Source organism: Pseudarthrobacter sp. TAF60_1 (genome assembly GCF_052113505.1).
In the GTDB taxonomy this organism is placed as follows: domain Bacteria; phylum Actinomycetota; class Actinomycetes; order Actinomycetales; family Micrococcaceae; genus Arthrobacter.
This window is the reverse complement of sequence record NZ_JBFRDI010000010.1, coordinates 57,505-83,462: the sequence shown is the minus strand read 5'-3', so window position 1 is coordinate 83,462 and position 25,958 is coordinate 57,505. Positions and strand designations below refer to the sequence as shown.

The window sequence follows — 25,958 nt, the reverse complement described above, 5'->3', positions numbered from 1 at the left end:
CAGGGGTGGGGTTTAGGCGGCTTTGACGAGGGGGAGTTCGTCCCAGTGGGTGGTGTAGCGGGGGGAGAGCATGTCCCGTTTCATGGTCCAGTCCGGCCCGCCGCGGATCCCGCCGTACCCCAGGCCGATCGAGCCACGACCATACTTTTTGGTGACGTCTTCGAGGAGGCTCCCGACGCGGCGTTCCTCGTGCGGGTTCTCAAACAGGGCCAGTGGTGCCTGGTTGCCGGTGGGCCGCAGGTCGGTGACCATGATCCCGGCCCTCGCGTACCGGATCCCCTCGTGGATCAGGGGCAGCAGGGCGTGGGCGGCCCTAGTCAGGATCACCGGGTCCGCTGTTGGCATCGGCAGCGGTACACAGACGGAGGGGTAGGAAGTGTCGTTGGGATTGAAGTGGGAGGTCCCGGCAAAAGCGGTGAGAACTTTGGCCTGCAGGTCGTGTTTGGCCAGCCGGGCGGAGGCCTGCTGCCCGTACACGCTCAGGACCTGCCGGATCCCCGCGGCTGTGGTGATGGGGGTGGCGAAGGAGCGGGAGAAGATCAGCTGGTCCCGGCCGATGCGTTCCTCCTCCATCGGGATGCAGGGGGTGCCCTGGAGTTCCAGGACGGTGCGCATCATGACAATGGAGAACCGGTCCCGGATCATCACCGGGTCGGCCCTTGTCAGGTCAAGGATTGAAAAAATGCCCATCACGTTCAGCCGCTTCGTCAGCCTCGTGGCGACACCCCAGATCTCGATGACCGAGAGCCGCTCCATGAGCCGTTCGCGCTCGGGTGCGGGGATGGAGTCCCAGTGGCAGACCCCGCCGAAGGCGGGATTGTTCTTCGCCCATTTGTTGGCCAGCTTCGCCAGGGTTTTGGTGGCGGCGATGCCGACGCAGACGGGCACGCCGACGTTCCGCCGGACCGCGGTCTTCATCTCCCGGCCCAGGGCGAGGAGTTCGGCCGGGGTGCCTTTGACGCCGAGGAAGGCCTCGTCGATGCTGTAGACCTCCAGCCAGGCCGAGTAGCGGCCCAGCAGTTCCATGACCCGGGCGCTGAGAGCTCGTAGTTGCTGGACAGAGCCACGAGTCCCCATTCCCTGGCCCGGGGTGCGAGTTTGAACCAGGGCTCACCCATGGGGATGCCGAGGGCTTTGGCCTCGGGGGAGCGGGTCACGGCGCAGCCATCGTTGTTGGACAGCACGATCACGGGCCGGCCTTCCAGGGACGGGTCGAAGGCCCGTTCCGCGGAGGCGTAGAAGCAGTTCACGTCCACGTGCGCGATCTGCGGCATGTGCCGCATCAGTGCCGGCTTAGCTTAGACATCATCTTCCCCAAACAGGGTGCAAGGTTCCCGTTGGGCGGAAAAGCGCGCGTTAGACATGGTGAAGGCACCTGGTGGCGACACCCCAGATGACCAGGTCCGACAGGGTCGGCACCCGGATGTCCGGATAGGCCGGGTTCTCCGCCTGCAGCACGACCCCGGTGGGTGTGATCGGCAGCCGCTTGATCGTCAGCTCCCCGTCCAGGACGGCGATGACGACGCACCCGTCGCGCGGTTCCAGTGCCCGGTTCACGATCAGTTCATCGCCATCACTGATCCCGGCGCGTTCCATCGAGTCCCCGGAGACCCGCACCACGTAGGTGCTGGTGATGTCCTTGATCAGGTGCTCATTCAGATCGATCCGGCCGTCAAAATAGTCCTGCGCCGGCGATGGGTACCCGGCAGCGACCGGCACCGGGGATATCAGCACCGACAACAAAGAGACGCCCGCATCTATCACGCGGGGACCGACAATAACGACCACAACACACCTTTTATTCGAATATATGTTCGACTCCTTATCCTACTCTCTGACCCTGACATTGGCTCTTCTCCACCATGGGGCATCCTCTGCAGGTGGCCGGAGGAGCCAAAAGACAACGGGCAGGCCCCGGCTCCGCTGCCCACAACCGGGGACAATTCTCAGAGGTTATCCACCGCTACGGCTGCGAGGGAGCTGCCCCAATGGCTCCCATTTCCAGCCCTGGATAACCCGAATTGACCCTAGCTGTGGACAGTTCACAGTCACCGAACGCTGTCCTTGGCCCCTCGCCCCGGCCACTGACTGCCTCATGCCTGGGTCAGCTGCAAGGCCACATTTGGTGCTTCTTTAGTGTTCGGTAGGGTTGATCTTTTACGTCGTGTCCGCGCGGCGGCGGGGAGGGTCAGGAGTCTGACTATCCCCGCTAGAGCCAGGAGGACGGTGAAAGCGGCGAGTTGGCCGAGGAACATCAAAGCAGCCACCGCCAGTGTTCCGGTGTAGGTGAGGGCAAGGGTAAACGTTTCAGCATCTGGCATCGACGGCCATCTCCGGAGTAGTGGGGAAGCGAGGCGGGAGGCCCCGGTACAGGGGCGTGCTTTCCCGGTCCTGGTAATTATCTCCCGGCAGGGCAACCTCTGCCCGGAGTAAGGGAGCCTGTTTCTTATGTGGGATCAGCCACGAACCGGCTTCGTGAAGCTGCGCGGGGGAGTGGGCAGGCATTCGTATGTTCCTTGACGTGGTAAGGCAGAATGGGCCCATGTGCGGCAGATACGTGATGTCCAAAGCCACGGGTGACCTCCTGAGCTACTTTGACGCCAAAGAAGTAGAGGGCAGTCCGCCGCCACCGAGCTGGAATGTCGCGCCCACTCAGGACGTGCCCATCATCGCCGAACGGCTGGATGAAGACAGCATCAACCGGCACCTGCTCATCGGCCGTTGGGGTCTGGTGCCCTCCTGGGCGAAGGACATCAAGATCGGCTCCAAGCTCATTAACGCCCGCAGCGAGACGATTCTGGACAAACCCTCGTTCCGCAAGGCCGCCCTCAAGCGCAGGGCCCTCATTCCGGCAGAGGGGTACTACGAGTGGCAGAAGACCGAAGACGGCAAGAAAATCCCCAACTACCTCTATTCCGAGAAGGAACCACTGCTCGGTTTCGCAGGCCTGTATGAGTTCTGGCCTGATCCCCAGATGCCGGAGGACGACCCGGGACGATGGCTGCTCAGCTGCACCGTGCTCACCACCACGACCCAGGACGCCCTGGGGCACGTCCATGACCGCTCGCCAGTGATCATCCCGCGGGACTCATTCGCGGAGTGGCTTAACCCGGATATGACCGACAAGACCGAGGTGCGGAGCTTGCTTGACTCCCTGCCCGAGCCAGTCCTTACCCCGAGGATCGTCAGCACGAAGGTGAACAGGGTGGGCAACAACGGGCCGGATCTCATCGAGCCGGCCGCCTAAAGGCCCAGGGTTCTAACTTCTCGGTCACCAGGCCGGCCTGCCGGATGTCCCCGAGTGTTGCGCCCAGGCCACTTGGATCACTTTCACTAAGTGACGGAGCGTTGCGATAGTCAGTCCGGCTGGCTATTAGCACTAAAGGAGTCCATGCTGGGCAGGAGGAAAGCGAAATCGGTCAAGCCGATGGCTCGGATTCGTAAAACTCAGGTGCTGATCAGCGCTGGTTCGCCAGCGTTCTGTCAGGCCGTTACGCAGTCAGCGGCTTTGACGGAATGCCTGGTTATCGGCATCAGAACGGCGGGCGGGATTGCGTCCCCTACGATGGCTTCGCGGATCTCCTGCAACGTCCAGCGGCTCGACGTAGGAGCTCCTACCGATTTTGAGGTCCCGTCCCTGCGCAGAGGCAATGGACTGGTTCTCGATGGATTCCGCGTCCGGAAGCACATCAGCGGAGCCTCAGGTCCTCATGAGCTGACTGGAGTCCCCCGTACGAATGACTAGCAGGAATTATCGGCATTTCCCCGGGGAGCCCAACGTCCAACGCCTACGCCGAATCCACGGCTCGGTGGGCCTCGGAACTGGTCTATGTACAACGCTGCGAGGGCCGTGGCCGTCTGGAACGTGGACCCCGTGCAGCTACCCGCTCTCGCGGCCTAACCTTGTCAGGGGAAAGACGGGGCCGCATTATGACCGAATGAGGGGTGCCGGCCGGACCGGTAGGCGGAGTCGATAACCGGTTGGAGTTCGTCGAGTACAGTCCGGTTCCCGGGGAGTACGACATGGGCTAAGAACTCGGATTCAAGGGTGGCAATGCCTGACTCCGCCGCCCCGAGTTTGGCATCTATGGCCAGGGCCAGGGCTTGCCAAAACCTGCGGGTGGCGCGTTCGAAGGCCTTTGCCTTTGCTTCGCGGACGGGGCCCTCAGCAGTGTCCCCCGGATTGTCGAGATTCCATCCGGCTGCGGCAATGAAACGACGATCCGGAATTTTCTCCCGTCGCCCCTGAACGCGATTGCGCTCCGGTTTCCACGGTGACTAAGAAGCACGTCAGTCGCCCCGTAGGCCACGAGTGCCCGCTCGATATGTTCCCGCCAAGCCCCGCCGCTTATCGAGTCGCCCCGGGTATAAGAACTTGTCATCGTCCAACTATGCGCCTTTCGACCCTCAGCATGTCTCCCTGACGCTACGCCTCCTTGATGCGGCGTCGAGCTGGCGTCGTGGCCACGGTCTCGGGTCTCCTGGTTACCATTGGCATCGCCCAGAGCCTCAGTCCTGACAGCCCCTAAAGCCTTATGCCAGCGAAACGACTCTGACTCGGAACAGCGGCCAATGGTGGGACCCTTCCTGCGCCACCATTTCAATCTGATTCTCAAGGAGGAGTCAGTACTGACGACTACAGCACCTCCCCTCTTACCCGTGTCCGCCCTGCCACAAGGGGGCCGCCGGGTTCGATGCGGACGGTCCATGCTGTGGTGGGTTCAGGCAGGACCATGGCGTCTGGCAATGGCAACGGCGTCCTCGATTCCCAGGTGACAGGGCTCGCCGTGCCCGGGCAGGACCAGGCTCGCGCCTGTTGCCGCGAATTGTGTCAGTGACTCCAGGTTCTGAATGCTGTTCGCCGTGGCCGCGCCAGCGACGATATGAGGTCCTTTTCTACCCGTATAGGGGTCCAGCGTGACGAGGGTGTCCCCGGTGAACAGGATGTTCCGGTCCCTGAGGAACAGCCCGCAGTGACCTGCGGTGTGGCCGGGAGAGTAGATGACTTCCGGGGCGCCGGGAACGGGGAGTGTGCCGGTGTCCGGCATGGGGGTGGTGTCCCCGAGGCCTTTAACCCTGAGCGCACCGGCTTTGGCCATCCGCGCCAGGACCGGCAGCCCGGACGGGTGGGTCATCATGACGACCAGCCGGGACTTTTCGTGGCGGTAGCGGTAGGGTGGCGGGCGATGTAGGCGTCACCGGGGTGGACCCATACCGGGATGCCGTGCTCGGTGTGGAGGCGGTGTGCCAGACCCAAGTGGTCGAAGTGGGCGTGCGTGAGGACGACGGCCTTGATATCGGCCGGTGATAGACGGAGGCTCAACAGGCCCGCGGCCAGGGTATTCCACATCGCTGGAAGGCCAGTATCCACGACCGTGAGCCCGTCAGTGCCTTCCAGTACGTAGAAGTTGACGAAGGCGTCGGAGAATCGATGGACACCGACAGCCACTGTTGTGACCGGCATACGTTTTCTCCCTGGCTCTGCGCACGTGACCACAGCGAAAAGCTAAGAATGCTTATAAATTAGCAATGTGTCTACCCCTTGAAAAGGGCAAAGCCGGCCGCGGCTGTCCTCAGCTTTGCAACATAAAGACGCGAATCTCCGGCCTGTACACCATGGATGTGAGTATTCCAGTGGCGCGGCTCGGAGTGCGAGATAGCTGTCGTCTGTTGGCCAGTTGGCGCCGAAGAACATGCACGAACGGTTTGGGTGCCGCCTTCATACGCGTTTTAGCGGGGGCTGGTTTTTGCAGGAGGGTTTGATCTGCTGCCTGCGCTGAGCGCCGTCCTGATGTTGACCTTGGAGGTGTAGGAGATGGATCCGTACTGGAAGAGCCGGACGGCGAGGAAGAACATCAGTACCGCGCCGATGTAGAGGATGGTCAGGACGGCGGCTGCTTCCAGGAGGCTGAGGGAACCGAGCCCGTTCCGGATCATCGCTGTGACCGGCGCCGAGAACGGGAAGTAGGTGAAGACCTGCACGATGAGGGCTGACGGGTTGGAGAAGATCAGGGACACCGCGTAGAACGGGACGAAGATCAGGGCGATCATAACGCCCATGAAGTTCCCGGCCTCTTTGGCGGTGGGCATAACGGCGCCGATGGCGACGAGGGTGGTGGTGAAGAGGGCGAATCCGCCGAGCAGGATCAGGAACCCGAGAATCATGGGGATCGGTTCGAAGACGAGGGCGGAGAGGTCGAAGTCGGGGATGTTGATCTGTTCGCGGAAGAACAGGTAGCCGATGATCACGGGGGCGGTGAAGATCGCGACCTGCAGCAGCCCGATCGCGAACAGGGCGAGGACCTTGCCGCTGATCAGCGTCGTCGGTTTCAGGGTGGTCAGGATCATCTCGGTGACCCGGTTCTCCTTCTCCTCCAGGGTGGAGGAAAGCATCTGCCCGGCGAGCAGGATGATCAGGCCGTAGAAGATCACCACGTAGAACAGAGGAGGCACCGCGGACATGAACCCGCCGGACTCCACCCCGTCCTTGTAGGTCTTCACCTCGATGGCCGCTTTCGAGGCGGCCAGGGCAGAGAGCTCCGCGGAACCGATCTTGGCGTTCACGGCCTGGGTCAGCATGGCCTGGGCGACGGCGGAGTACTTGTTGTTCTCGAACAATCCCTGATCCGCCCCGTGGACCTGGACGTGTTCACTGGCCGGGTCGGCGGGGAACTCGAAGAAGGCATCCACCGTCCCGGATTGGACCGCTTGGATGCCGTCGCCGGCTGAGCCGGCCCGGGTGGCGTGGAACAGGGCGGCCTGCTCGGGGGTGATGAGTCCGGAGTCGTCGGTGTAGGAGATGGTGAACTCGGCGCTCTTTTGCGCGTCTGATGCCGTGTCGGTGGCGCTGTTGGAGGCGAAGAGCAGCCCGAAGACGACGGCCATGATGAACGGGACCGCGAGGGTGCCGACCCAGAAGCGTTTCTTGCTGATGGTCCGGAAGAACTCGAAGCTGACGACGGTGCCGAGGTTGTGCTGTGCCATGGTTATGCCCCCGCCATCTCGTAGGTGGCGGCCGCCTTGTTCTGGTCCCCGTAGACCCGGATGAAGATCTCTTCCAGGGAGACCTTTGTGGTCGTGAACGACCGGACCGTGACGCCGGCGGCGATGAGGTCTTTGAGGATGTCCGCTTCGTCGGTGTCATCGGCGATGGATAGCTCGGAGTAGTTGGTGTCGTTTACCGTCACCGTGTAGCGGGGTGAGGCGGGGATGGGTCCGGCGTGTTTGAGGCGGATGACGCGGCCGCCGAACTGGTTCTGGACCTCGTCGATGGTCCCGTATGCCTCGGCGGTGCCGTTCTTGAGCAGGATCACCCGGTCACAGAGCCGTTCGACTTCCTCCATCTGGTGGGTGACCATCACTACGGTCGCGCCCTTGGCCTTTTGGCCGGCGATGATGTCCATCAGCAGTCGACGGTTGACCGGGTCGAAGCCCTTGGTCGGTTCGTCCAGGATCAGCAGCTCGGGTTCGTTCATGATCGTCACGCCGAGCTGGACCTTCTGCTGCTGCCCGCCGGAGAGCTTGTCCAGCTGGACGTTGGCCTTCTCCGCCAGGGCGACCCGCTCCAGGTACTGCAGGGACCAGGTCTTGGCGGCGTGCCGGTCCAGGCCTTTGAGCCGGCCGAAGTAGGCCATGATGTCGATGACCTTTTCCTTCTTATACAGGCCGCGCTCCTCGGGCAGGTAGCCGAGGCGGCCGCCGTCCTCGGGCTTGAACGGTTTGCCGTCGATGTGGAGGATCCCGGCCGTCGGCTGGTAGATGCCCAGCAGCGCCCGGATGGTCGTGGTCTTGCCCGACCCGTTGCTGCCCAGGAACCCGAATGTCTCACCCCGGGCCACATCGAAGGACAGGTCCCGGATGACCGTCTTGTCCCCGAAATCCATCTTGAATCCGTCAATGTGGACGAGTGCTTCGCTCAAGGCTGTTCCCCCAAAAGGTGGCCGTTCGATAGTCTTTCGAGTCTACCGACGAGTAACAGCCGAAAGCCTCAGTCCGAGGGATGACAAAGGGGTCAATGCTCGCCCCGTCTCGAGAAGCCCGGAGCCCCAAAGGAGTGGGTCGGTGCGGACTTCGCGCCAGCCGGTTAGCACCTCGTAGCTGCGTCTCTCTGTCCAGGATCAGGGTGCACTCGGTTCTGTTAGTTTTCGAACGATCTTCTATCAACAGAGGATGAATATATGTGAACCGCCGAAGCTCCCTTCGACCGGGAACAAGACGGCCCTGACTGGGAAACCGAGTAAACTCAGCCGAAAACTTCAGATGGTGAGCGGCCCGCGTCCGCTCGACAAGATCAGGTAGGTATTTGGGGATGCTGCGCAGGGCCGACAACGTTAAAATTTCACACCGCCGGGGCTTCTGGACCAGCAACGGGGAGGCCACCATTACCGTTGGCCAAAAGCGCTATGTGCTGGGCAAAGTCAAGGAAGAACTCTTTCGGGAGCGCTTAGAAAAACAGATGCATTACCCGATGCGCATTACGCGGATCGGGGGCCGACATTACTGGCAGTTCCAGAACAAGTTCTACTGGGAATCAGAAGGCCTCAAATCGGATGAAGTGCACGCCCTGTTGATAACTCAGCAGCAACGCAAAAGGCAGCATATCGACCGCGCTCAAGCAACTGTCGCCATGGCCTCCGCGCCCCGTGGCGCTACCGTCCGCCAGGTGATCCCTGACGATCTGAAGCAGTACATCTGGACCCGTGACCAAGGCCAATGCCGAGCTTGCGGCTCTACGAGCGAGCTGCAGTACGACCACATCATCCCGCTAAAAATGGGCGGAAGTAATAACGCGGAGAACCTGCAAATCTTGTGTGGACCATGCAACCGCTCAAAATCAGCAGGCCTAACGACCCGTCGACCGAATTTTTTCTGACTTACTTTCGAGGCCACGTTGGAGCCAACGCTTCAACCATGACTCGCAATGTCGTTCTTCATCTATAGGGTCATGGTGTCGGCATAGCTTCGTCTTTGCCGGTGCGCACTATCAAAGGTCTATGAGTCACGAATGAATTGGGGAAAAATGTCCGCAGAGGGTTTTGAAGTCATCCGGGAGAGGCTGGCGGCGTCGAACAACGATTGGCCAAGTCGTCCATTCTCGAACGCGGACAAGCAAGCAGAATTCTTGGAGCGGAGGTTGGCGCGGGCCATCGGTGGCCGTGAGATTGTGTTTGCGACCGCAACCGTCGAGGGTGTTCGTGGTAACGAGCAGCCACGCCGCTACGTCGCTACGCTATTCACCGAGGACGCGATCTTCAGCGGGCACTTAACTGTCGACCTGGCTGCCATGTACCCACCGTCTGGAGATGTCCGCATAATTCCGCGCACGGCGATCCGAAGTCTGACGCTGCATCACGTCGAGCATGACGACTCATCGGCGCGGCCTGACCTTGTTTCCTTCACGGCAACGTTTGACGGCCTTGAACCGGTGGCCGTCGGGTTGCCTCGCTGGGGAATCGAGGGGGAGTCCAGTGCGAGCCTTTTTGATTCGCTTCAATCGGACCTCATCGGGTCATTACCCGCAACGACTGTGGCGAGGGGCTGAGGGAACGTGAAGGAATACACGCGCCTGGAACGATCGGACTATCGACCGCCGAATTGCCCCGCGTGCGCGCGGCGTCTTTCGTTCCAATGGTCCAACGCCTCGGCTGTCGAGGCGGAGCACAAAACCTGGGTACCGTCGGGATTCCGCTGCCCAGACCGTACGTGTGAGAATTCGGAGCCGAGCATGGCCGGAATCCCGGGGCTCGACTACTCATGGGAATCCAAAAGCCCCGCGGACTGATGATCGTTCGGCGGGGCTTTTTCGTGGGCACGTGCTCTTTCCGGGAGCTATCTACTCACGGATTGTGCCGCCGAGTTTTCCGTTGACAACTTTGGCGTCGCCCATCGGCGCTTTTACGATCCAGTTTGGGCCGACGACCATAACGGCGCTTGAGCTGCCGGTTTGGAGCTTCACCTGGCGGTCTCGCGCGGCGGGGGTTCCATACATGGCAGCCCATCCGTTCATTCCGCAGGTCCGGGACTCGCTGGAACCGTCCGGGAATTTCTGGACGCTACCCTCGCACTTGAGACCAGTCGACTGCACAGCTCTGATCAAATCGTCCAGGGTCCTATAGGTAGCGTCCTTTTCGACCGCCGTAGCACAGGCGGTACCTGCCAACATCAAGGCGAGACCCAGCGCGCTTAGTGACGATACTCGACGGAGCTTCTGCAACTTTCCCCCAAATTGTCCTTCGTGATGACCTCGAACCCCAAGCAGGTCTGTTGGCCCATCATATGCGGGCAAACGCGCACCCGATGAAACAGGTGGGACACTCGTTCGCGGTGTTCCCCGGCATCGCCGCCGTAAGCCTTGGACTGTAGCCATGGCCCTCATTCAAGCGTCAGATACCCAACGTCGCTTACCCTTCTCGATCGCCGCATTACTTACTGAATGGGACCGAAATGAAAAACTGGAAATCAGCATCATGCTGCTCCTCACCCCCGTCGTCCGCACCTATATGATTCAGGGCCTTTGAGCGTCGGGGCGCTCACGCCGTCGTCGAAGTCAAAGGACCAGTTTGCGCGGGGGCAGGACATCCAGCACTTCAACCGCTAATGAGTAGAGTGAGGCTAGATCTGACACTGCCCGGTACACGTGGGGAACGTATAGCGGATCGGGCCTTTTGGCGTACATCCTGGTTAGTCGCCGTTCAGGTCGAAGTCCAGGTCCAGGCATTCGGGGGAGAGAAGTTCCCGCCAGGTGGAGGTCACCCGGGCGTTGGGCAGTTCGGACGCGATCGGCATCCGGTCCGCGGCAATGAGTTGGTCCAGGTCCAGCCCGGTGAGTGCGGCGATGTCCCGCACGGGGACCTGGAAGGTCCGGAACGGGCCCAGCGGGGGAGCCTCATCCACGGCCGCGGGACGGGGCACGTCAGGCAGGTCGGCCAGCTGTGGTGTCTGGTCCACGACGTAGCCGGTCGCGGCGAGCTTGCCGTCCTGGAGGAACGCGGCGACTTTGAAGAACAATAGCGGTATGTCCACGCTCCGGTACACCGGATCGTTCTTCCCGAAGATGGGCCCGGTGAACACCACCAACCGGCGGCCGTAGTCGGCGGCATGTTCCTGCATGTAGGACTCCAGACCAAGCCACAGGTCCAGACCCTGGTTGAACTTCGCGGCCTGCGGTGCCGCGTTCGTGTAGTGGAAGGTGTCCTCGTTCGCCTGGGCAGCCTCGGCCCGGGTATCACCCCAGACCGCTGAGGCACGCCTCACCAGGTGCCCGCGGTCGATGTCGTTGCGGGCGTACAAACGCTCACCGGTCTGCTGGTCCTCTGGCAAGCGGGGGTCCAGACGCCACTGGATCCCGGACCGGTCCAGATCCATCAGCTTCTCCCCGTCGATCCCGAGCGCCGTGACAGCGGCGAGCCGCTTATCCACCCGCATCAGGACCGAGAAGTGCGTGTAAGTCAGCAGGACCGTCCCGATGCCCGCCAAAGCCGGCACCGGGACGGGCACACCAAGGAAGTCGGTGTCGAACCCTTCCCGGTCCGACAAATCACGTGCAGCAGAACCCGGTACTAGCAACAGTTCATCCATGGCCGGACACTAGCAGCCGGAGATGACAGCCTGCTGAATTTCCCTGGAACCTAAGGGGGGATCCGCATTACGATGCCTGGGGGGTTGTACCCAATGGGGACAGCTTTGAGCTGCGCGAAGGGCTCCACCTGCCCGCCAGTGGGCACAACGCCTCCCGGATCCTTCGGGAAACAGCAGGGGGTCCGCATTCACATGCGGACCCCCTGCTTTGCAAACATCCTGCTGCTTACATCTTCAATCATGCCCCAGGGGCTGGCCTCTGGCCACGACACAGCCCAAAGACCAGGGCACCTGGCCAAGGCACCTGGTCTCCGCTGCGCTCCAACCAGTTGATGGGCGTCCGCTGGCGCAGCCGGCTGGTGGGCGCTGCCGGTCCGTCGCAGGGCTCCTGCCCGTCATCACCTGATTTGTCTACGACGTTTTCTGGTTGCTGTCCTGCGGATTCTAGACGTCCGCTCCACCCCGTCTAGCCCCTGTCGTTCCTCCGGGGCCTGCGGCCCGGAAATTTCCCTGCGGCGCTCCTTCGTCGCTGATTTCCTCCAGGAATTTCCCGTCCCTTGCCCTGCGGGTAGACAGGCCTCCGTCGGCCGCCAAGCAAGCAAGCTTGCCAGCAACCAAAAAACAACTGTGAGTCTTGCAGTGGTTGGTCTGGGACTAGCTGGCAGTGTTGATGCCGGTCGTTCTGCCTGGTACGTGACTCGAAAAACAACTTGCCCCTTGTGGGTGCGTTTCCCCCGACTTGTCCGCGCTGGGTGGAGCGGCCGGTGTTGCCTGTCCCACGTCGGTGGCTTGATTAGAAGCTTGCCCAGCCTTTGCAGGTTGTGGCTCATCACAGTTTTGCCTCGAGGTGACTCTTCCCAGGTTCAATGTCGGCCGTCATGCGGCCGTTCTTGTCCGTTCGAAAGGAAGGAGGGTTGCAGCGTTGACTATCGTTGCTCAGACCCGCCCGTTCGTCATCGGCGTGGACTGTCACGCCCGCACCCACACTTACGCAGTCATTGAGGCCAGCACCAAGCGACAAGTCGCGAGCGAGCAGTTCCCGACCACGCCGGCAGGGATTTCCCGCGCACTTGCCTGGGTAGGCCGGAGGACGGATGGCGATATGGCGTGTCTATGGGCAATTGAGGGTGTCGGCACTTATGGTGCACGTCTGGCCAGGGCAGTAAGCCATGCTGGCTACGAGGTCGCCGAAGCTCCACGGATGAACGCCCGGGGTCGCCGGGGGATCGGCAAATCCGATCCGCTGGACGCGGCTGCCATTGGAACCGCTGTCCTTGGCCTGGAGGAGTCTCAGCTCCGAGCCCCGCGCCGGGATGAAGGAACCCGTGCCGGGCTCAGGATCCTGAGCGCCGCCCGGGACCAGTTGACCCGGGACCGAACATTGAATGCCAACGCACTACTTGCCTTGCTCCGGGCACATGATCTGGGAATCGACGCTCGTAAACCGCTGATTCCCTCCCAGATCGCCACGATCACCAGGTGGCGGGAACGACAGGAACAGATCGAACTATCAATCGCGCGCGAAGAAGCCGTCAGGTTGGCCCGGCGCGTCCTCGAAGTCACCACCCAACTGGCTGCGAACCAGAAGCGCATGACAGAGCTGATCCAGCAAAGCCCCGCTGCACCGCTGTTGGAAATGGTGGGCGCAGGGGCTGTCACAGTCGCCACTGTCCTGACAGCATGGTCGCATCCAGGAAGGGTTCGCAGCGAAGCTGCCTTCGCCTCACTGGCAGGGGTGAGTCCCTTGCCTGCGTCAAGCGGTAATACCGTCCGGCACAGGCTCAACCGGGGCGGTGACAGGCGCCTCAACCGAGCCTTGCACACCATCACCATGACCCGGATGGTCCACGACCCCGGAACACGGGACTACGTCGCCAAACGCACCCAAGAAGGTCGTAGCTACCGGGAAATCCGCAGATCCCTCAAGCGTTACATCGCCCGAACCCTCTACCGCCAACTTAATACCCTCTATGCCACGGCGGAACCGGCCTTAGTGCCCATCTCAAATCCCTAGGGTTCTGAGACGCTGAGGTTTCGAGACACATGACACGGCGCTCCTGCCAAAGTCATGGATCTGCACCAGAAGGGGGCGCTTCTTCTATCTGGTTTCATTCGCGTGACCGTACGGGTCAAACCCGTATCAGGAGGCGGTAGAGTCCAGCAGAGTTGTGTACCCTTCGGGTCGGTGGAAGAGCCGCCGACCGGCGCCATTGTCTTGAACTAGCCATAGGAAGGATCCGTCGATGGATAGGTCGTCCACTTTCCCTGAGATCCTGGCATTCCGCCGGTCTGAAGTTAGAAGAACGACGGCGTCTCCCGGAGCCAAGTCACGCCAAGTCGTAATCTCCTTGCGGGGCGGGTGCCAGTCCACAGGGTAGGACGTGGCGGGCTGGGCAGGTTCCATGGGGGTTGCACCTCCGGGGGTTTGCTGGCGATGGTGAGCGGATCGGGTGAAGCGGAGGATGTAGCCGACCGTACTGGGTCGGGCCGGTGACGTGAGCCCGGACGTCGACTGCGATCAGAATGGCCTCGTCGCTCCCATTAGAGCCGCTGTTCCTACCGCGCGTCCAAGACCTACTTGCAATGAAGCTGATAGGCCTAGGCTATTAGTGCTTCCCTGCAGCACGGGCCAGGCCGCTCCCTAGCCGCTTGCAGGGCCCCGGCTGGTTGAGGAGTTTGAGTGGATACCCGGAAACTAAAGTACTTTCTGGCCGTCGTGGATCACGAAGGTTTTAATCGCGCTGCGGAACATCTGCTGATTGCGCAACCGTCTCTTTCGCAGACGATTGCAAGTTTGGAGAGGGAATTGGGGGTTCCGCTGTTCCATAGAATCGGTCGGCGGGCTGTTCTCAGCGAAGCGGGGCAGGAACTTGTGGGTCCAGCCAGGTTAGTGATGCGGGATTTGGACGCGGCTCAGTCCGCGGTTCAGGCACTTCGAGGTATCCGGAGCGGCAGGCTGGACATTATTACGATGCCGTCCCCTGGGATTGAACCATTGACCTCCATGATCGCCGGATTCACCCGTTCGCACCCGTCGGTTCGACTGAACGTGGTAGCCGCGTTTACCCCGGAGGAAGTCATCGAATCGGTCCGCAGCGGCAGCACTGAGGTTGGACTCGCTGGGTCACCGAACCCCATCCGGGTCCCCGGAGTGCAGGTGCTGGAGCTGGAGCGCCAGCCGCTGATCCTGATTGTGAATCCGCAGGCCGATACTTTTCGGCCTGGAACTGCTATCCAACGGGAAGATCTGGCAGGGCACCGGTTGATCGCGAGTCAGCGTGGGTCTTTGATGCGCTGGCTTGTCGATGATGCTCTGGCCGGCGGTGTCGATCTGGAGATCGTCGTTGAGGTGGCGCACCGGACCTCTATCCTGCCGCTGGTCTTGGCTGGCGTCGGGCACGCCGTCATGCCATCATCCTGGGCCCCGCTGGCGCACAAGTCCGGGCTCCGCACCCTTCTCATCGAGCCGGTGTCCCACCTCGACGTGGCGATCCTGAGCCGCAAACAGGACCTCACCCCAGCCGCAAGGGCTTTCCTGAAAATTGCCGAGCTGCATGTAACAAGGCCAGAAGACGTGCCTCATCAGCATTCATAGGCCGATCCTATTTAGCGGATTGAATCTTGGTCTTGGACGCGGGTCGGTGGACGCCCGTCTACTTGAAGAGGAAGGAACGGTGTGACCCTGCTAACAGGCAAGCACCCAATACTCAACGAGGAGACACATCACCATGAGCACCACTCAGAAGTTCAACATTGCTTCGATCCCGGCCGACGGCGTGGGCAAGGAAGTTGTTGCCGCAGGCCGCCGCGTCCTGGACGCCCTGGCCGAAAACTCCAACGGCAAGTTCGCCTTCGACTGGACCGAGTTCCCCTGGGGTTCTGAGTACTACGCACAGACCGGGCAGATGATGGACCCCAAGGGCCTGGATGCCCTCAAGGACTTCGACGCCATCTACTTCGGTGCCGTTGGCTGGGAAAACGTCCCGGACCACATCAGCCTCTGGGGCCTGCGCCTGAACATCACCCAGAACTTCGACCAGTGGGCCAACATCCGCCCCGTGAAGTTCCTCCCCGGTGTCCAGTCCCCGCTGCGCAAGGCCGATAACACCGAGCTCGACTGGGTGGTGGTCCGCGAAAACAGCGAAGGTGAATACGCCGGCCTGGGTGGCCGCAACCTCAGCGGCCGCGGCCCCGGCAACGAGGTGGCCCTGCAGACCGCACTGTTCACCGAAAAGGGCTGCGAACGCATCATGCGCTTCGCCTTCGACCTGGCCCGCACCCGCACGGTCAAGAAGGTCTCCTCGGTGACCAAGTCCAACGCCCAGCAGTACGGCATGGTCCTCTGGGACGAAGTCTTCAACCGCGTGGCCAAGGACTACCCGGACGTCCAGACCGAAAGCGTCCTGGTGGACGCCATGAGCGCCAAGTTCATCCTCAAGCCCGAGGACCTCTCCGTCGTCGTCGCCTCCAACCTCAACGCCGACATCCTCTCCGACCTGGGCTCCGCTCTTGCCGGAAGCCTGGGCCTGGCCGCCAGCGCCAACCTGAACCCGGAGCGCCGCTTCCCGTCCATGTTCGAACCGGTCCATGGCTCCGCCCCGGACATCGCCGGCAAGGGCATCAGCAACCCGATCGGCGCCATCGCCTCCGCTGCCCTGATGCTGGACCACTTCGGCCTGCACGAGGAAGCCCGCCGGGTTGAAGCCGCCATCGAAGCCGCCACCGGCGCCGGCCACCTGACCCGCGACGTGGGAGGCGACGCCAACACCGAGGACGTCACCGAAGCCATCATCAAGGCCCTGACGCTCGCCCCGGCAGCAGTCTAAGCACGCAGTACCCCCCCCGGCACCGACATCGGGTGCCGGTGCCAAGCACGGGGCGGGTGGTGAAGCAGTACCGCCGCCCGCCCCGCACCAATCTTTCTTCAGAACATCCTCCAGCGACATTCCACAATGAGGTAGGAATCATGGACCACATCACCACCGCCGGTAACGCTAAACCGGCCAACAAACCCCGCTGGTACAAGCAGTTGTACTTCTGGGTATTGACCGCCATCGTCATCGGCATCCTGGTCGGCTGGCTCGCCCCGTCCACCGGTATCGCCATGGAACCCATCGGCACCACGTTCGTGAACGCGATGAAGATGCTCATCGGCCCCATCGTCTTCCTCACCATCGTGGGTGGCATCGCCAGTGTCGCTGACCTGAAGACGGTCGGCATGACCGGGCTGAAGGCGCTGACCTACTTCCAGGTCGGCACCATCTGCGCCCTGGCCTTCGGGCTGGTGGCCATCAACGTATTCCGCCTTGGCGAAGGCGTGAACGCCGACCCCGGCAGCATTAAAACCTCTGACTCGGCCGCGAAGCTGATCGACGCCGGCCAGCACCAGGAATGGTGGCAGTTCATTACCAACATCATTCCCACCAGCGTCGTGCAGCCTTTCGTGGCGGGTGACATCCTGCAGATCATCTTCATCGCGGTCGTCTTCGGTATCGCCCTGAACGCGATGGGTAAGGTCGGCGCCCCGGTCCTGGACGGTGTGCAGCGCCTCACCGGGGTCATGTTCAAAATCCTGAGCTTCATCATGAAAGCAGCACCGCTTGGCGCTTTCGGTGCCATGGCCTTCGCCGTGGGCAAGTACGGCGTCTCGTCCCTGACCAGCATGGGTGGCCTGATCGCACTGTTCTACGCCACGTCGATCCTGTTCGTGGTGGTGGTCCTGGGCTCGGTCATGGCGTTCCTTAAGCTGAACATCTTCAGCATGATCCGGCACCTCAAAGAGGAATACATGCTCATCCTGGGCACCTCCACGGCCGAACCCGCCCTGCCCGGCCTGATGCGCAAGCTCGAGCACGCCGGCGTCAAAAAAGAAACCGTCGGCCTGGTGGTCCCCACCGGCTACAGCTTCAACCTCGACGGTGCCGCCATCTACCTGTCCCTGGCCGCCCTTTACATCGCCCAGGCCACCAATACTCACCTGACTATCGGCCAGCAACTGGGCCTGCTCGCCGTCATGCTCCTGACCTCCAAGGGCGCAGCAGGCGTCGCCGGCGGCGGCTTCATCGCCCTGACGGCCACACTGGCCACCATCGGCACGATCCCGGCCGCCGGCATCATGCTCATCTTCGGCATCGACAAGTTCATGTCCGAATGCCGCGCCCTGGTGAACTTTACCGGCAACGCGGTGGCCACCCTGTTCATCGCCTGGTGGGACCGTACCCTGGACGCCGACCGCGTCCGCCGTGTCTTTGCCGGCGAAACCGTCGAACCGATGCCGAACGAAGACCCCGCCCATGTCGGTGACGTTACAGACATCGATGATGACCTCGTCGAATACGGCCACCACTCTCCCAGGCAGCAGGAATCCGCGGATGCGGCCCCTAAACACGCTGTCGACGTTGTAGCACCATCTGCTGACCCCCGTCCCGCCTACTCGGAAAAAGTCTGACATGACCAGCACTACCGCCCTGAAAACCGTGCGGACCCTCATCGCCCCCGACAAGTTCAAAGGCAGTCTCACCGCCAATGAGGTCGCACAGGCCCTGGCAGCGGGGCTTCGCTCCGCGGCTGATGAAGCCGGCACAACGGGAGCGGTCCAGTGCGAACTGCTACCCCTGGCCGACGGCGGCGACGGCAGCGTCGATGCCGCCGTCGCCGCGGGCTTCACCCGCCGCAGCTACACCGTCGCTGGTCCGACCGGCGACCCCGTTCAGACCAGCATCGCCTTCGACGGCACCACAGCCGTTGTCGAAGTCGCCAACACCTGCGGTCTCGCTTTGTTGCCGGGCGGCACGTTGGAGGCCTTGAAATCCTCCAGCCGTGGGTTCGGAGACGCGGTTCTGTTCGCGCTCAGCCTCCGCCCTGCCAGAATTGTCCTGGCTTTGGGCGGCAGCGCCAGCACCGACGGCGGCATGGGCATGCTGTCCGCCCTCGGCTTCACCTACTACGACGGGCAAGGTCACCAGCTCGATGGAAGCGGAACAGCGCTGGGACAAATAGAATCCATCCACCGAACCCCGTTGCCCGAACTTGTCGATACAGAACTGATCGTCGCCAGCGATGTCCACAACCCCCTCCGCGGCCCCAACGGGGCACCCGCAGTCTTCGGGCCCCAAAAAGGCGCCACACCAGAGCAAGTGGCGTTCCTGGATGAAAGCCTGGGCCACTTCGTGATCAAAATGGCAGAAGCAGGATTCGCCGACGCAGGGGCGCTGGCAGCACACGAAGGCGCAGGGAGCGCCGGAGGGCTTGGCTACGCCTGCCTGCTGCTGGGGGCGAAACAGGTCTCGGGGGCTGACTACTTCCTTGATCTGCTGGACTTCAACGGCCGCAAGGACCACTGCGATGTAGTGATCACCGGGGAAGGCAGTATCGACGAACAAACCCTCGCCGGGAAACTCCCTGCTGCGGTGGCCCGGCGCTCAGGCAACCGCCCCATCATCGCCGTTGCCGGACGCTCCCTGCTTCCCAAGGAGCGGTGGTCAGAAATGGATCTGACCCGTGTATTCACCTTGGCCGAGTACACCGACCGGGACTCATCCAAAGACCCCCAACTTTCCGCTGCGCTGCTGCAAAAAATCGGCAAAGACATCGGAACAAGCCTCCTGCAGCTCAGCTTCACTTAGCGCGGGAAACCAAGGCACCCGCCCGAGGGTCACACGGGCGGGTGCTTTTTCGTGGCAAGCTCCACGGCGCCTGACCCGACACCCACTACCCAAGGGCATTCGAAGCACCACAGACCCAAATTCAGGCTCAACATCAAATCCGCAAGAGAACCAATGGTAGGTATATGAGACGCGCAAAAATTGTGGCTACGTTTGGCCCGGCAATTGCCAGCTACGAAAACACCCTGGCGGTGCTGGAAGCCGGCGTTGACGTCGCCCGCATGAACATGAGCCACGGCGACTACACCGTGCACGACAACACCTACGAAAACGTCCGCAAAGCAGCAGAAGAGTTGGGCAAGGCCGTGGCGATCATGGCCGACCTTCAGGGCCCCAAGATCCGCCTGGGCCGGTTCGTGGACGGCCCGCACGCCCTGGCCTTGGGTGACATCTTCACCATCACCACCGAGGACGTTCCCGGCACCCAGGAAATCTGCTCCACCACCCTGAAGAGCCTCACCGAGGACGTCAAGGTGGGCGACGCCCTGCTGATCGACGACGGCAAGGTGGCACTGCGCGCCATCGAGGTCGACGACGTCAAGGTGGTCGCCGAGGTGACCGTCGGCGGCATGGTGTCCAACAACAAGGGCATCAACCTTCCCGGCGTGGCCGTCAACGTTCCCGCGCTGAGCGAAAAAGACGAGGACGACCTCCGCTGGGCGATGCGCCGCGGCGTTGACCTGGTGGCCCTCTCCTTCGTGCGTGACGCCTCCGACATCACCCGCGTGCACGAGATCATGGACGAGGAAGGCCGCCGCGTGCCGGTCATCGCCAAGATCGAAAAGCCGCAGGCCGTGGAGCAGCTGCCCGAGATCATCGACGCGTTCGACGCCATCATGGTGGCCCGTGGCGACCTTGGCGTGGAGCTGCCACTGGAGGAAGTGCCGATCGTCCAGAAGCGCGCCATTGAACTGGCCCGCCGCTGGGCCAAGCCGGTCATCGTGGCCACCCAGGTCCTCGAATCCATGATCGACAACCCGCGCCCCACCCGTGCAGAGGCATCCGACTGCGCCAACGCCGTCCTGGACGGTGCTGACGCGGTCATGCTCTCCGGCGAGACCAGCGTGGGCAAGTACCCGATCGAAACTGTGAAGGTCATGGCCCGGATCATCGAGTCCACCGAGGTCCATGGCCTGGAGCGCGTCCCCCCGCTGGGAACCAAGCCCAAGACCCGTGGCGGCGCCATCACCCGTGCCGCCGTCGAAATCGCCGACCAGCTGGACGCCAAGTACATTTGTACCTTCACCCAGTCCGGCGACTCCGCCCGGCGCCTCTCCCGCCTGCGGCCCATCAAGGCCGTGTTCGCCTTCACCCCGGTGGAGCACGTGTGGAACCAGCTTGCACTGACGTGGGGCATCCAGCCGGTGCTGGTGCAGATGGTGGACCACACCGATGCCATGACCGCACAGGTTGACCGCAGCCTCATGGAGATGGGCCTGGTGCAGGACGGTGACCTGGTGGTCATCGCCGCCGGTTCGCCTCCTGGAAAGGCCGGTTCCACCAACTCGCTGAAGGTGCACAAGGTGGGCGACCTCGCCGACTCCACCCCAGGGGGAGTGAGTGGCAGCAACCGCGAAAAGCTCGGCCCATGGTCGGAGACCACAAATCCTCGTGTGAACTGAAAGAAGAACTGTCTTACGTCGCCGGGGAGGAATTCTTGTGCGCCGCCACTGCGGCACAGAGAGAGCTACCCCATAACTCCCGACTGAGGAAGCGGTGGATGAACGGAAATGGATCCCGATCGTGCATCTTCCCGGGTTCTGGGTGAGCTTGTGAAAGCTACATAAGAGATCGTCTCAAAACCCTTGACTTCTAAGACGTCTCACCAAGACCAGAGACAGTGTCTCGAAAAGCAACAGCTTTTCAAGACACAGTCCACGGCCCTCCGGAGGGGCAGCGGCGGCCGCGCGAGCAGGCGGAATAACCGGCCACTCAGCGTCTCGTAAAGGCGTATCACCGCAATTCGTCTCGTAGTGGGCGAGTCGGCGACTTTTCGAGTCAGAATTGCTTCGTGAGGCAACTGGGTTACACCCGGGTCAGTACTTCCAGCCAAGACGCGCAGCTGCAGCTGGATGCACTGGTTGACGCTGGCGTGCAGAAACGCGATGTCTTTGCCGACGTGACCTCCGGAAGCAAGACGGCGATCGAGCGGCCCGGAATGAAAAGACTCCTCGAGTACGCCGAGGAAGGCGACACCGTTGTTGTGTGGCGGGTCGACCGGCTGGGCCGGTCGCTGATTGACGTGCTCAACACGGTGGCCCTGCTGCGCGGCCGCGGTGTCCAGGTCCGGTCCATCTCCGATGGCATCGACCCGGCAACCTCGACCGGCCGGCTGATGTTGAACATGCTCGCAACCCTTGCCGAGTATGAGCGCGAACTCATCGTCGAGCGGGTCAATGCTGGCATCGCTGCCGCCCGGCAAAACGGCACACGTTTCGGCCGGCCGCTGTCCGACCCCGCAGTCATTGCCGACAAACTCGCGATCGCCCAGGACGCCCGCGCCAAGGGCCGCACCGCCGAGGACGCCGCCCGTCTCGTTGGCTGGAGCCGCGCAACGCTCTACCGCCACCAGCAAGCCCGTGCAGCACGCGAGAGCACCACAACCTAGCCCGGAAACCGCACGCTGCCTGAAGATTCCGGTTGCCGGCTTCGTTGAGCCGGCGCCGAGGTCTACTGCACGGGCCTCGCTTCGCTCGGGCTGTAGAAGCGTTTTTCTGGTTTTTTGCTGCTGTCCTTCGGATCGTACGTGCCCGCTCCACCGGCTCAACCGTCCTGCGGACGGCTGCGCAGCCGATGCGTTGTGTCGGCGCTTCGCTTATTTCCTCCACAATCCATCCGCTGCTTGCCCTTCGGGTTGCCCCGGCTCCGTCGGGCACAGCTACGCGCTGCTCCGCCAGCAGGCAAAAAACGCCCGGGGGAGAGGGGAAGCTGGCCGGTCACCAAAGTCCGCCCCACCCACCGGATCCTCAGCAAAGGACGAGAGAAACCATGAACGATCGCATTGCACGCGCCGCCCTGACCCGCCTCTTCGAACCCGGCGACCGTATCGGGCGTGCCCTTATGGGCAGGCTCGGCGCCTACGCCGCGTTGCGGCTTGCTACCGGCGCGCAACCCGCGCACACCCTCCCGGACGTGACGCCCGAGGAACTGGCCGATGCGTTGAAGCGCTGGGCGCCCCGGGTGCCGGAGGTCGACCCGGAGGAAGACCTGGCCACCATCGAACGCCTCGGCGGCGGGTTCCTCATCCCAGGAGATGAGCACTGGCCGGAAGGTTTGGACGACCTGCCCGACGCCCCGTACGGGCTTTGGTACCGGGGCAACATCGACAACGGCATCCCGGCACCTTCCCGATGCGTGGCCCTGACCGGATCCCGGGATTCCACCAGCTATGGCGCCTCCGTGACAGGGGATATGGCATACGGGTTGGCCCAGCGTGGAATCTGCGTGATTTCAGGGCTGGCCTACGGCATCGATGCGCACGCGCACCGGGCCGCGTTGGCCGGGAACCAGGGAGGAGGACCGGTGACCGTCGCGGTGCTGGCCGGTGGCCTTGACCGGGACTACCCGTCCGGCAATGCTGATCTCGCGGCCGCGATCCGCGGCAACGGCCTGACGCTCTCAGAGCTCCCGCCCGGTTCCGCCCCTAGTAGGGCCAGATTCCTTCACAGGAATCGCATTATTGCCGCCCTCGCAGGGGTGACCTGTGTCGTGGAAGCCCGCTGGCGTTCGGGGGCGCTGAACACCGCCCACCACGCCGAAACCATTGCCAGGCACGTCGCCGCCGTCCCCGGGAGCGTGCACAGCGCCAACTCGGCAGGATGCCACAGGCTCCTGAAAGAAGGCGGGGCGGTGCTGGTGTCCGACGCGGCCGAACTGGCCGAACTCCTCGCAGACTAGTCCCTTCAGGTGGCCGTCCCGTTGCCGGGGCGGTCACCGCGGGCGGTCCGCCGTCGTGGCTGGCTTCCGCCGTGGGTTGGCGGCGGCGGACCGCCAACAGCCAAGGACGCATGTGGGAGACCGGGGCGCGCGGCCGCCGAAGTCAGGGACGCCGAAAGGAGATCCGGGGTGCCGTGGAGGGTTCGCAGAGCTCACCAGGAAAAGGGCGTCCGCTGGCGCGGCCGGCTGTGGGGTCCAGTGCCGGCTCCGCAGAGCTCCGCCGCCCCTGGCCCTGTTGTTTACGTCTTCGACGATGCTCCTATAGTCGTCAAATTGCTGTTGATCGTGCTTTTTAGTGGTTGGCTCGCTCAGCTGGTGCGGACGGTGGGAGGCAGGGGTTGGCTGCGTCGTAGGTGGGCGGCCGTTATTGCCAGCCAGGTCCAAGCGAGGACTACGGCTGCTGTGAAGCTAAGAACGATGACGGCTGACGTTGACCCGCTGGCAATGCCGACGAAGGCGGCGAGAAAGAGGATTCCGGTAGCAAGGGAGAATGCTCCGAGCCTCCGGTTTTCGGATGTGTAGAACCGGCGGGCCATAACGCAGCAGGCAGCGATGAAGGCGGCAAAGCCAATCCCTGCGGTAACGAAGTGAAGAAACCCGTGGAGGGACCCGGAGATAGGGGGTCCGGGAGGTGCGCCTTGAGGGAATCCGTTCATGGGATCGGCGGTGAAAATCCCCGCACCCACTAATCCGGCACCGTAGATTCCGACGAGAACCGGCCCCCAGGTGGCTCCTCGTCCGGGGTTGAGTGCGCGACGGAATCCGACGGCGGTCAGGAGGGTTAGGGCGCCGGTGAGGATCAGGTTTGTGGTTTGCATCCAGCCTAGGTCGCCGTTGGCTAGGACGCTGAGGTCGTTATGTGCCGCGTCGAAGCCCGGGCGAAGAAACGCCTGGGCATAGCTGACCAGAAGGTATAGGGGGCCGGCGGTGATGCCACAGGCCAGCAATACCCGCGTGGCAGAGGAGGCGGGCGGGCGTCGTTGGGATCCCTGATGTTCGGTCTGATAGCTGATTTTGGGCATGGTCTATTCCGGTCTGTGGGCGAAATGAATTTGGTGAGAGTGGTCAACGGGTCAGTTGGTGAAGAACCCGCGGAGTTCGGCTGCCATTGCTGCGTCTGAGACTTGGTGTGTTTGGCCCTCGAGGGTGCGGTGAAGGGCCTGGGGGATCGCGGCGGCTGTTGTTGCTTGAGCTGAGGTCATGACCGGGGCGGCTTTTCCACCGACCATGACAAGGGTCGGCACCGTGATTTTGGCGAACCGGCCGGTGGGTGCGGTGAAGTTGTTGGTAACGGCAATTTCATTGGGGAGGGTGTTGGCGGCGTCCTTTTGGCTCTTCCAGATCTTTGGCATGAGGCGCAGCATGAGGGGCACAAATGCAGGGACGCCGATCATCTTGACCAAGAAGTAGGAGACCATCGCGCCGCGCTTGTTTTGGGCGAGCAGTGAGTTCAGGTGCCCGGCGTGGTCGACGGGCGTTCCGTCGACGTTCCCGATTCCCGTGTAGGGGGCCTCGTAGGTGGCGAGCTTGCGCATCGGGATACCCGCCGCTGCTGCTTCGAGGGCGAGGGCCGCACCGGAGGAGATGCCATAGACGTAGGGGTCTCCGCCCGCATGGGTGATGACGGCGGCTAGGTCTTCGATTTCGCGTTCCACGGAGTAGGGCCGTGTATCACCGCTGTCGCCGCGGCCGCGACGGTCGTAGAAGTACACGGTGAAGGAGTCGGCCAGCGTGGTGGCCAGGGCCCGCGCCGGGCCGAAGGACCGGCCGCAGAAGGCGCCGTCAACCAGGACCAGGGAGGGGCCGGAGCCGATGTGTTCGACGGAGATGGGGGTTCCGTCCGCTGAGGTGATCTGGGTGACCTGGCTTTGGGCGGCGCTGGTTTTCATGCTGTGGGCCTTTCGAGGAGGGTGTCGAGTTTGGTGAAGGACAGTATCCATCCGGCGTGGGTCATGTCCCGGATCTCGTCGGTGAACGGGCCTTGATGGAGGGTCATGCGCGTCCGGTCGCCGTGATCGTGGAACTGAAGCCGCAGCACGACGTCGTCCACGGGCCCAGCCTCGGTCAGCGCTGTCAGTTGAATCTCGAGGGATTCCGGTGCCTGAAAGGCGGTGATGCGCCCCCGGATGGGGTGGCCGGCCCCGGTAGCGTTGTCGACCATGGTCAACTCCCACCGGCCCTGCTCCACGAGCTCCACGATGATGCTGTCCACGGGTACGTGAACTCCTTCAGGCCCGAACCATGAGGCGAGGAGTTGGGGTTCGGTCCAGAACCGCCAGACCGTGTCCCTGGGGGCGGCGAAAGAGCGGGAAATGAAAACATCGTGTTCTGTGACTTCCTGCTGGCGCCCCTCAGACATCTCGGCCCTTTCCCGTAGGTGGGGTGTCGCGCTGAAACGAGGCCAGCGCGCCGTCGAGTTTGTCGAAGGACTCACCCCAAAACTTCTTGTACCGCTCCATGTACTCGCTCGCTTCCTTAAGCCGGTCGGGCTCCAGATGACTGAACCGGGCAGTCGCTACCCGGTTCCGGGAGATCAGGCCAGCATTTTCCAATACCTTCAAATGCCTCGAAATCGCCGGTTGGCTGATCCTGAAAGGCGCCGCGAGGTCGGACACCTGCGCGTCACCGTCAGCGAGCCGCTGCAGAATAGCCCGCCGAGTCGGATCGGCCAACGCCGCGAACACTGCACTCAATTCATCAACCATCAAAACCATAACCTTGTCGTTATATAACCTTGTGGTTTTAGAGTAAGTCTGGTTTGAGTAAAGCGTCAAGCCTTGA

General features: G+C 62.6%; 23 protein-coding genes and 1 pseudogene. 12 read left to right on the top strand and 12 right to left on the bottom strand.

Translation table 11 applies throughout. The annotated features are described in order from the left end of the window. Window positions 1-12: 12 nt before the first annotated feature. The 3 genes and pseudogenes from AB4Y73_RS12945 to AB4Y73_RS12935 all read right to left on the bottom strand — a co-directional run bounded on the left by AB4Y73_RS12945 (window position 13) and on the right by AB4Y73_RS12935 (window position 1,788). Window positions 13-252, bottom strand: coding sequence for a DUF4113 domain-containing protein (locus AB4Y73_RS12945; protein ID WP_441872278.1), 240 nt, complete (start codon window positions 250-252; stop codon window positions 13-15). A gap of 27 nt (window positions 253-279) precedes the next feature. Beyond that, window positions 280-1,274: pseudogene (locus AB4Y73_RS12940) on the bottom strand (Y-family DNA polymerase); the annotation flags it as partial. A gap of 82 nt (window positions 1,275-1,356) precedes the next feature. Continuing rightward, window positions 1,357-1,788 carry a LexA family protein gene (locus AB4Y73_RS12935; protein WP_441872155.1) on the bottom strand — a complete coding sequence of 144 codons (432 nt, stop codon included), beginning with the start codon at window positions 1,786-1,788 and terminating at the stop codon, window positions 1,357-1,359. Window positions 1,789-2,542: 754 nt separating this feature from the next. On the opposite strand from AB4Y73_RS12935, the gene AB4Y73_RS12930 reads away from it, so the two are divergent. Then, window positions 2,543-3,247 carry an SOS response-associated peptidase gene (locus AB4Y73_RS12930; RefSeq protein WP_441872153.1) on the top strand — a complete coding sequence of 235 codons (705 nt, stop codon included), beginning with the start codon at window positions 2,543-2,545 and terminating at the stop codon, window positions 3,245-3,247. Between the two features lie 1,474 nt (window positions 3,248-4,721). Here the strand turns inward: AB4Y73_RS12930 and AB4Y73_RS12925 are convergent. From AB4Y73_RS12925 to AB4Y73_RS12910, 4 genes are all read right to left on the bottom strand, one after another. Then, window positions 4,722-5,138 (bottom strand): MBL fold metallo-hydrolase, encoded by a 417-nt coding sequence (locus AB4Y73_RS12925; RefSeq protein WP_441872151.1) that lies wholly within the window; start codon window positions 5,136-5,138, stop codon window positions 4,722-4,724. Further along, window positions 5,135-5,464 (bottom strand): MBL fold metallo-hydrolase, encoded by a 330-nt coding sequence (locus tag AB4Y73_RS12920; protein ID WP_441872149.1) that lies wholly within the window; start codon window positions 5,462-5,464, stop codon window positions 5,135-5,137. Before AB4Y73_RS12920 ends, AB4Y73_RS12925 begins: the two co-directional genes overlap by 4 nt. 266 nt (window positions 5,465-5,730) lie before the next feature. Continuing rightward, window positions 5,731-6,984, bottom strand: coding sequence for an ABC transporter permease (locus AB4Y73_RS12915; protein ID WP_441872147.1), 1,254 nt, complete (start codon window positions 6,982-6,984; stop codon window positions 5,731-5,733). A 2-nt stretch (window positions 6,985-6,986) separates the two neighbouring features. Beyond that, window positions 6,987-7,883 carry an ABC transporter ATP-binding protein gene (locus AB4Y73_RS12910; RefSeq protein ID WP_441872276.1) on the bottom strand — a complete coding sequence of 299 codons (897 nt, stop codon included), beginning with the start codon at window positions 7,881-7,883 and terminating at the stop codon, window positions 6,987-6,989. A 425-nt stretch (window positions 7,884-8,308) separates the two neighbouring features. Here AB4Y73_RS12910 and AB4Y73_RS12905 point away from each other — a divergent pair, with 425 nt between their 5' ends. The 3 genes from AB4Y73_RS12905 (at window position 8,309) to AB4Y73_RS12895 (ending at window position 10,517) form a co-directional block, all read left to right on the top strand. Continuing rightward, window positions 8,309-8,872 carry an HNH endonuclease gene (locus AB4Y73_RS12905; protein WP_441872146.1) on the top strand — a complete coding sequence of 188 codons (564 nt, stop codon included), beginning with the start codon at window positions 8,309-8,311 and terminating at the stop codon, window positions 8,870-8,872. A 132-nt stretch (window positions 8,873-9,004) separates the two neighbouring features. Beyond that, the gene (locus tag AB4Y73_RS12900; protein ID WP_441872143.1) at window positions 9,005-9,541 is read left to right on the top strand and encodes a hypothetical protein; all 537 of its coding nucleotides are present in this window, start codon (window positions 9,005-9,007) and stop codon (window positions 9,539-9,541) included. Window positions 9,542-10,364: 823 nt separating this feature from the next. Next, window positions 10,365-10,517, top strand: coding sequence for a hypothetical protein (locus tag AB4Y73_RS12895; protein ID WP_441872141.1), 153 nt, complete (start codon window positions 10,365-10,367; stop codon window positions 10,515-10,517). Window positions 10,518-10,680: 163 nt separating this feature from the next. Here the strand turns inward: AB4Y73_RS12895 and AB4Y73_RS12890 are convergent, their stop codons facing one another. After that, window positions 10,681-11,577 (bottom strand): DNA/RNA non-specific endonuclease, encoded by an 897-nt coding sequence (locus tag AB4Y73_RS12890; RefSeq protein WP_441872139.1) that lies wholly within the window; start codon window positions 11,575-11,577, stop codon window positions 10,681-10,683. Between the two features lie 922 nt (window positions 11,578-12,499). Here AB4Y73_RS12890 and AB4Y73_RS12885 point away from each other — a divergent pair. From AB4Y73_RS12885 to dprA, 8 genes are all read left to right on the top strand, one after another. Further along, the gene (locus AB4Y73_RS12885; RefSeq protein WP_441872137.1) at window positions 12,500-13,591 is read left to right on the top strand and encodes an IS110 family transposase; all 1,092 of its coding nucleotides are present in this window, start codon (window positions 12,500-12,502) and stop codon (window positions 13,589-13,591) included. 666 nt (window positions 13,592-14,257) lie between these two features. Continuing rightward, complete coding sequence (locus AB4Y73_RS12880; protein WP_441872135.1) at window positions 14,258-15,172, top strand: LysR family transcriptional regulator; 915 nt, start codon at window positions 14,258-14,260, stop codon at window positions 15,170-15,172. A gap of 133 nt (window positions 15,173-15,305) precedes the next feature. Then, window positions 15,306-16,403: a tartrate dehydrogenase gene (locus tag AB4Y73_RS12875; RefSeq protein WP_441872133.1), complete on the top strand. Its 1,098-nt coding sequence runs from the start codon at window positions 15,306-15,308 to the stop codon at window positions 16,401-16,403. 140 nt (window positions 16,404-16,543) lie between these two features. Continuing rightward, window positions 16,544-18,025, top strand: a complete 1,482-nt coding sequence (gene dctA, locus AB4Y73_RS12870) for a C4-dicarboxylate transporter DctA (RefSeq protein WP_441872131.1) — start codon at window positions 16,544-16,546, stop codon at window positions 18,023-18,025. A 1-nt stretch (window position 18,026) separates the two neighbouring features. Continuing rightward, a complete protein-coding gene (locus AB4Y73_RS12865) occupies window positions 18,027-19,202 on the top strand; it encodes a glycerate kinase (RefSeq protein WP_441872130.1) in 1,176 nt (391 codons plus the stop codon). 164 nt (window positions 19,203-19,366) lie between these two features. After that, complete coding sequence (gene pyk / locus AB4Y73_RS12860) at window positions 19,367-20,863, top strand: pyruvate kinase (protein ID WP_441872128.1); 1,497 nt, start codon at window positions 19,367-19,369, stop codon at window positions 20,861-20,863. 389 nt (window positions 20,864-21,252) lie between these two features. Beyond that, on the top strand, window positions 21,253-21,849 hold the full coding sequence (locus AB4Y73_RS12855; RefSeq protein ID WP_441872126.1) for a recombinase family protein: 597 nt from the start codon (window positions 21,253-21,255) through the stop codon (window positions 21,847-21,849). Window positions 21,850-22,229: 380 nt separating this feature from the next. Further along, the gene (gene dprA / locus AB4Y73_RS12850) at window positions 22,230-23,138 is read left to right on the top strand and encodes a DNA-processing protein DprA (RefSeq protein ID WP_441872124.1); all 909 of its coding nucleotides are present in this window, start codon (window positions 22,230-22,232) and stop codon (window positions 23,136-23,138) included. Between the two features lie 347 nt (window positions 23,139-23,485). Here the strand turns inward: dprA and AB4Y73_RS12845 are convergent, their stop codons facing one another. The 4 genes from AB4Y73_RS12845 to AB4Y73_RS12830 are packed head-to-tail and all read right to left on the bottom strand — an operon-like array spanning window position 23,486 to window position 25,951. Further along, a complete protein-coding gene (locus tag AB4Y73_RS12845) occupies window positions 23,486-24,199 on the bottom strand; it encodes a DUF998 domain-containing protein (protein WP_285242556.1) in 714 nt (237 codons plus the stop codon). Between the two features lie 51 nt (window positions 24,200-24,250). After that, window positions 24,251-25,066 carry an alpha/beta fold hydrolase gene (locus AB4Y73_RS12840; protein ID WP_285242557.1) on the bottom strand — a complete coding sequence of 272 codons (816 nt, stop codon included), beginning with the start codon at window positions 25,064-25,066 and terminating at the stop codon, window positions 24,251-24,253. After that, window positions 25,063-25,536, bottom strand: coding sequence for an SRPBCC family protein (locus AB4Y73_RS12835; RefSeq protein ID WP_284987857.1), 474 nt, complete (start codon window positions 25,534-25,536; stop codon window positions 25,063-25,065). The genes AB4Y73_RS12840 and AB4Y73_RS12835 overlap by 4 nt, the downstream gene beginning before the upstream one ends. Continuing rightward, a complete protein-coding gene (locus AB4Y73_RS12830; RefSeq protein ID WP_441410706.1) occupies window positions 25,529-25,951 on the bottom strand; it encodes an ArsR/SmtB family transcription factor in 423 nt (140 codons plus the stop codon). Before AB4Y73_RS12830 ends, AB4Y73_RS12835 begins: the two co-directional genes overlap by 8 nt. Between the last annotated feature and the right edge of the window lie 7 nt (window positions 25,952-25,958).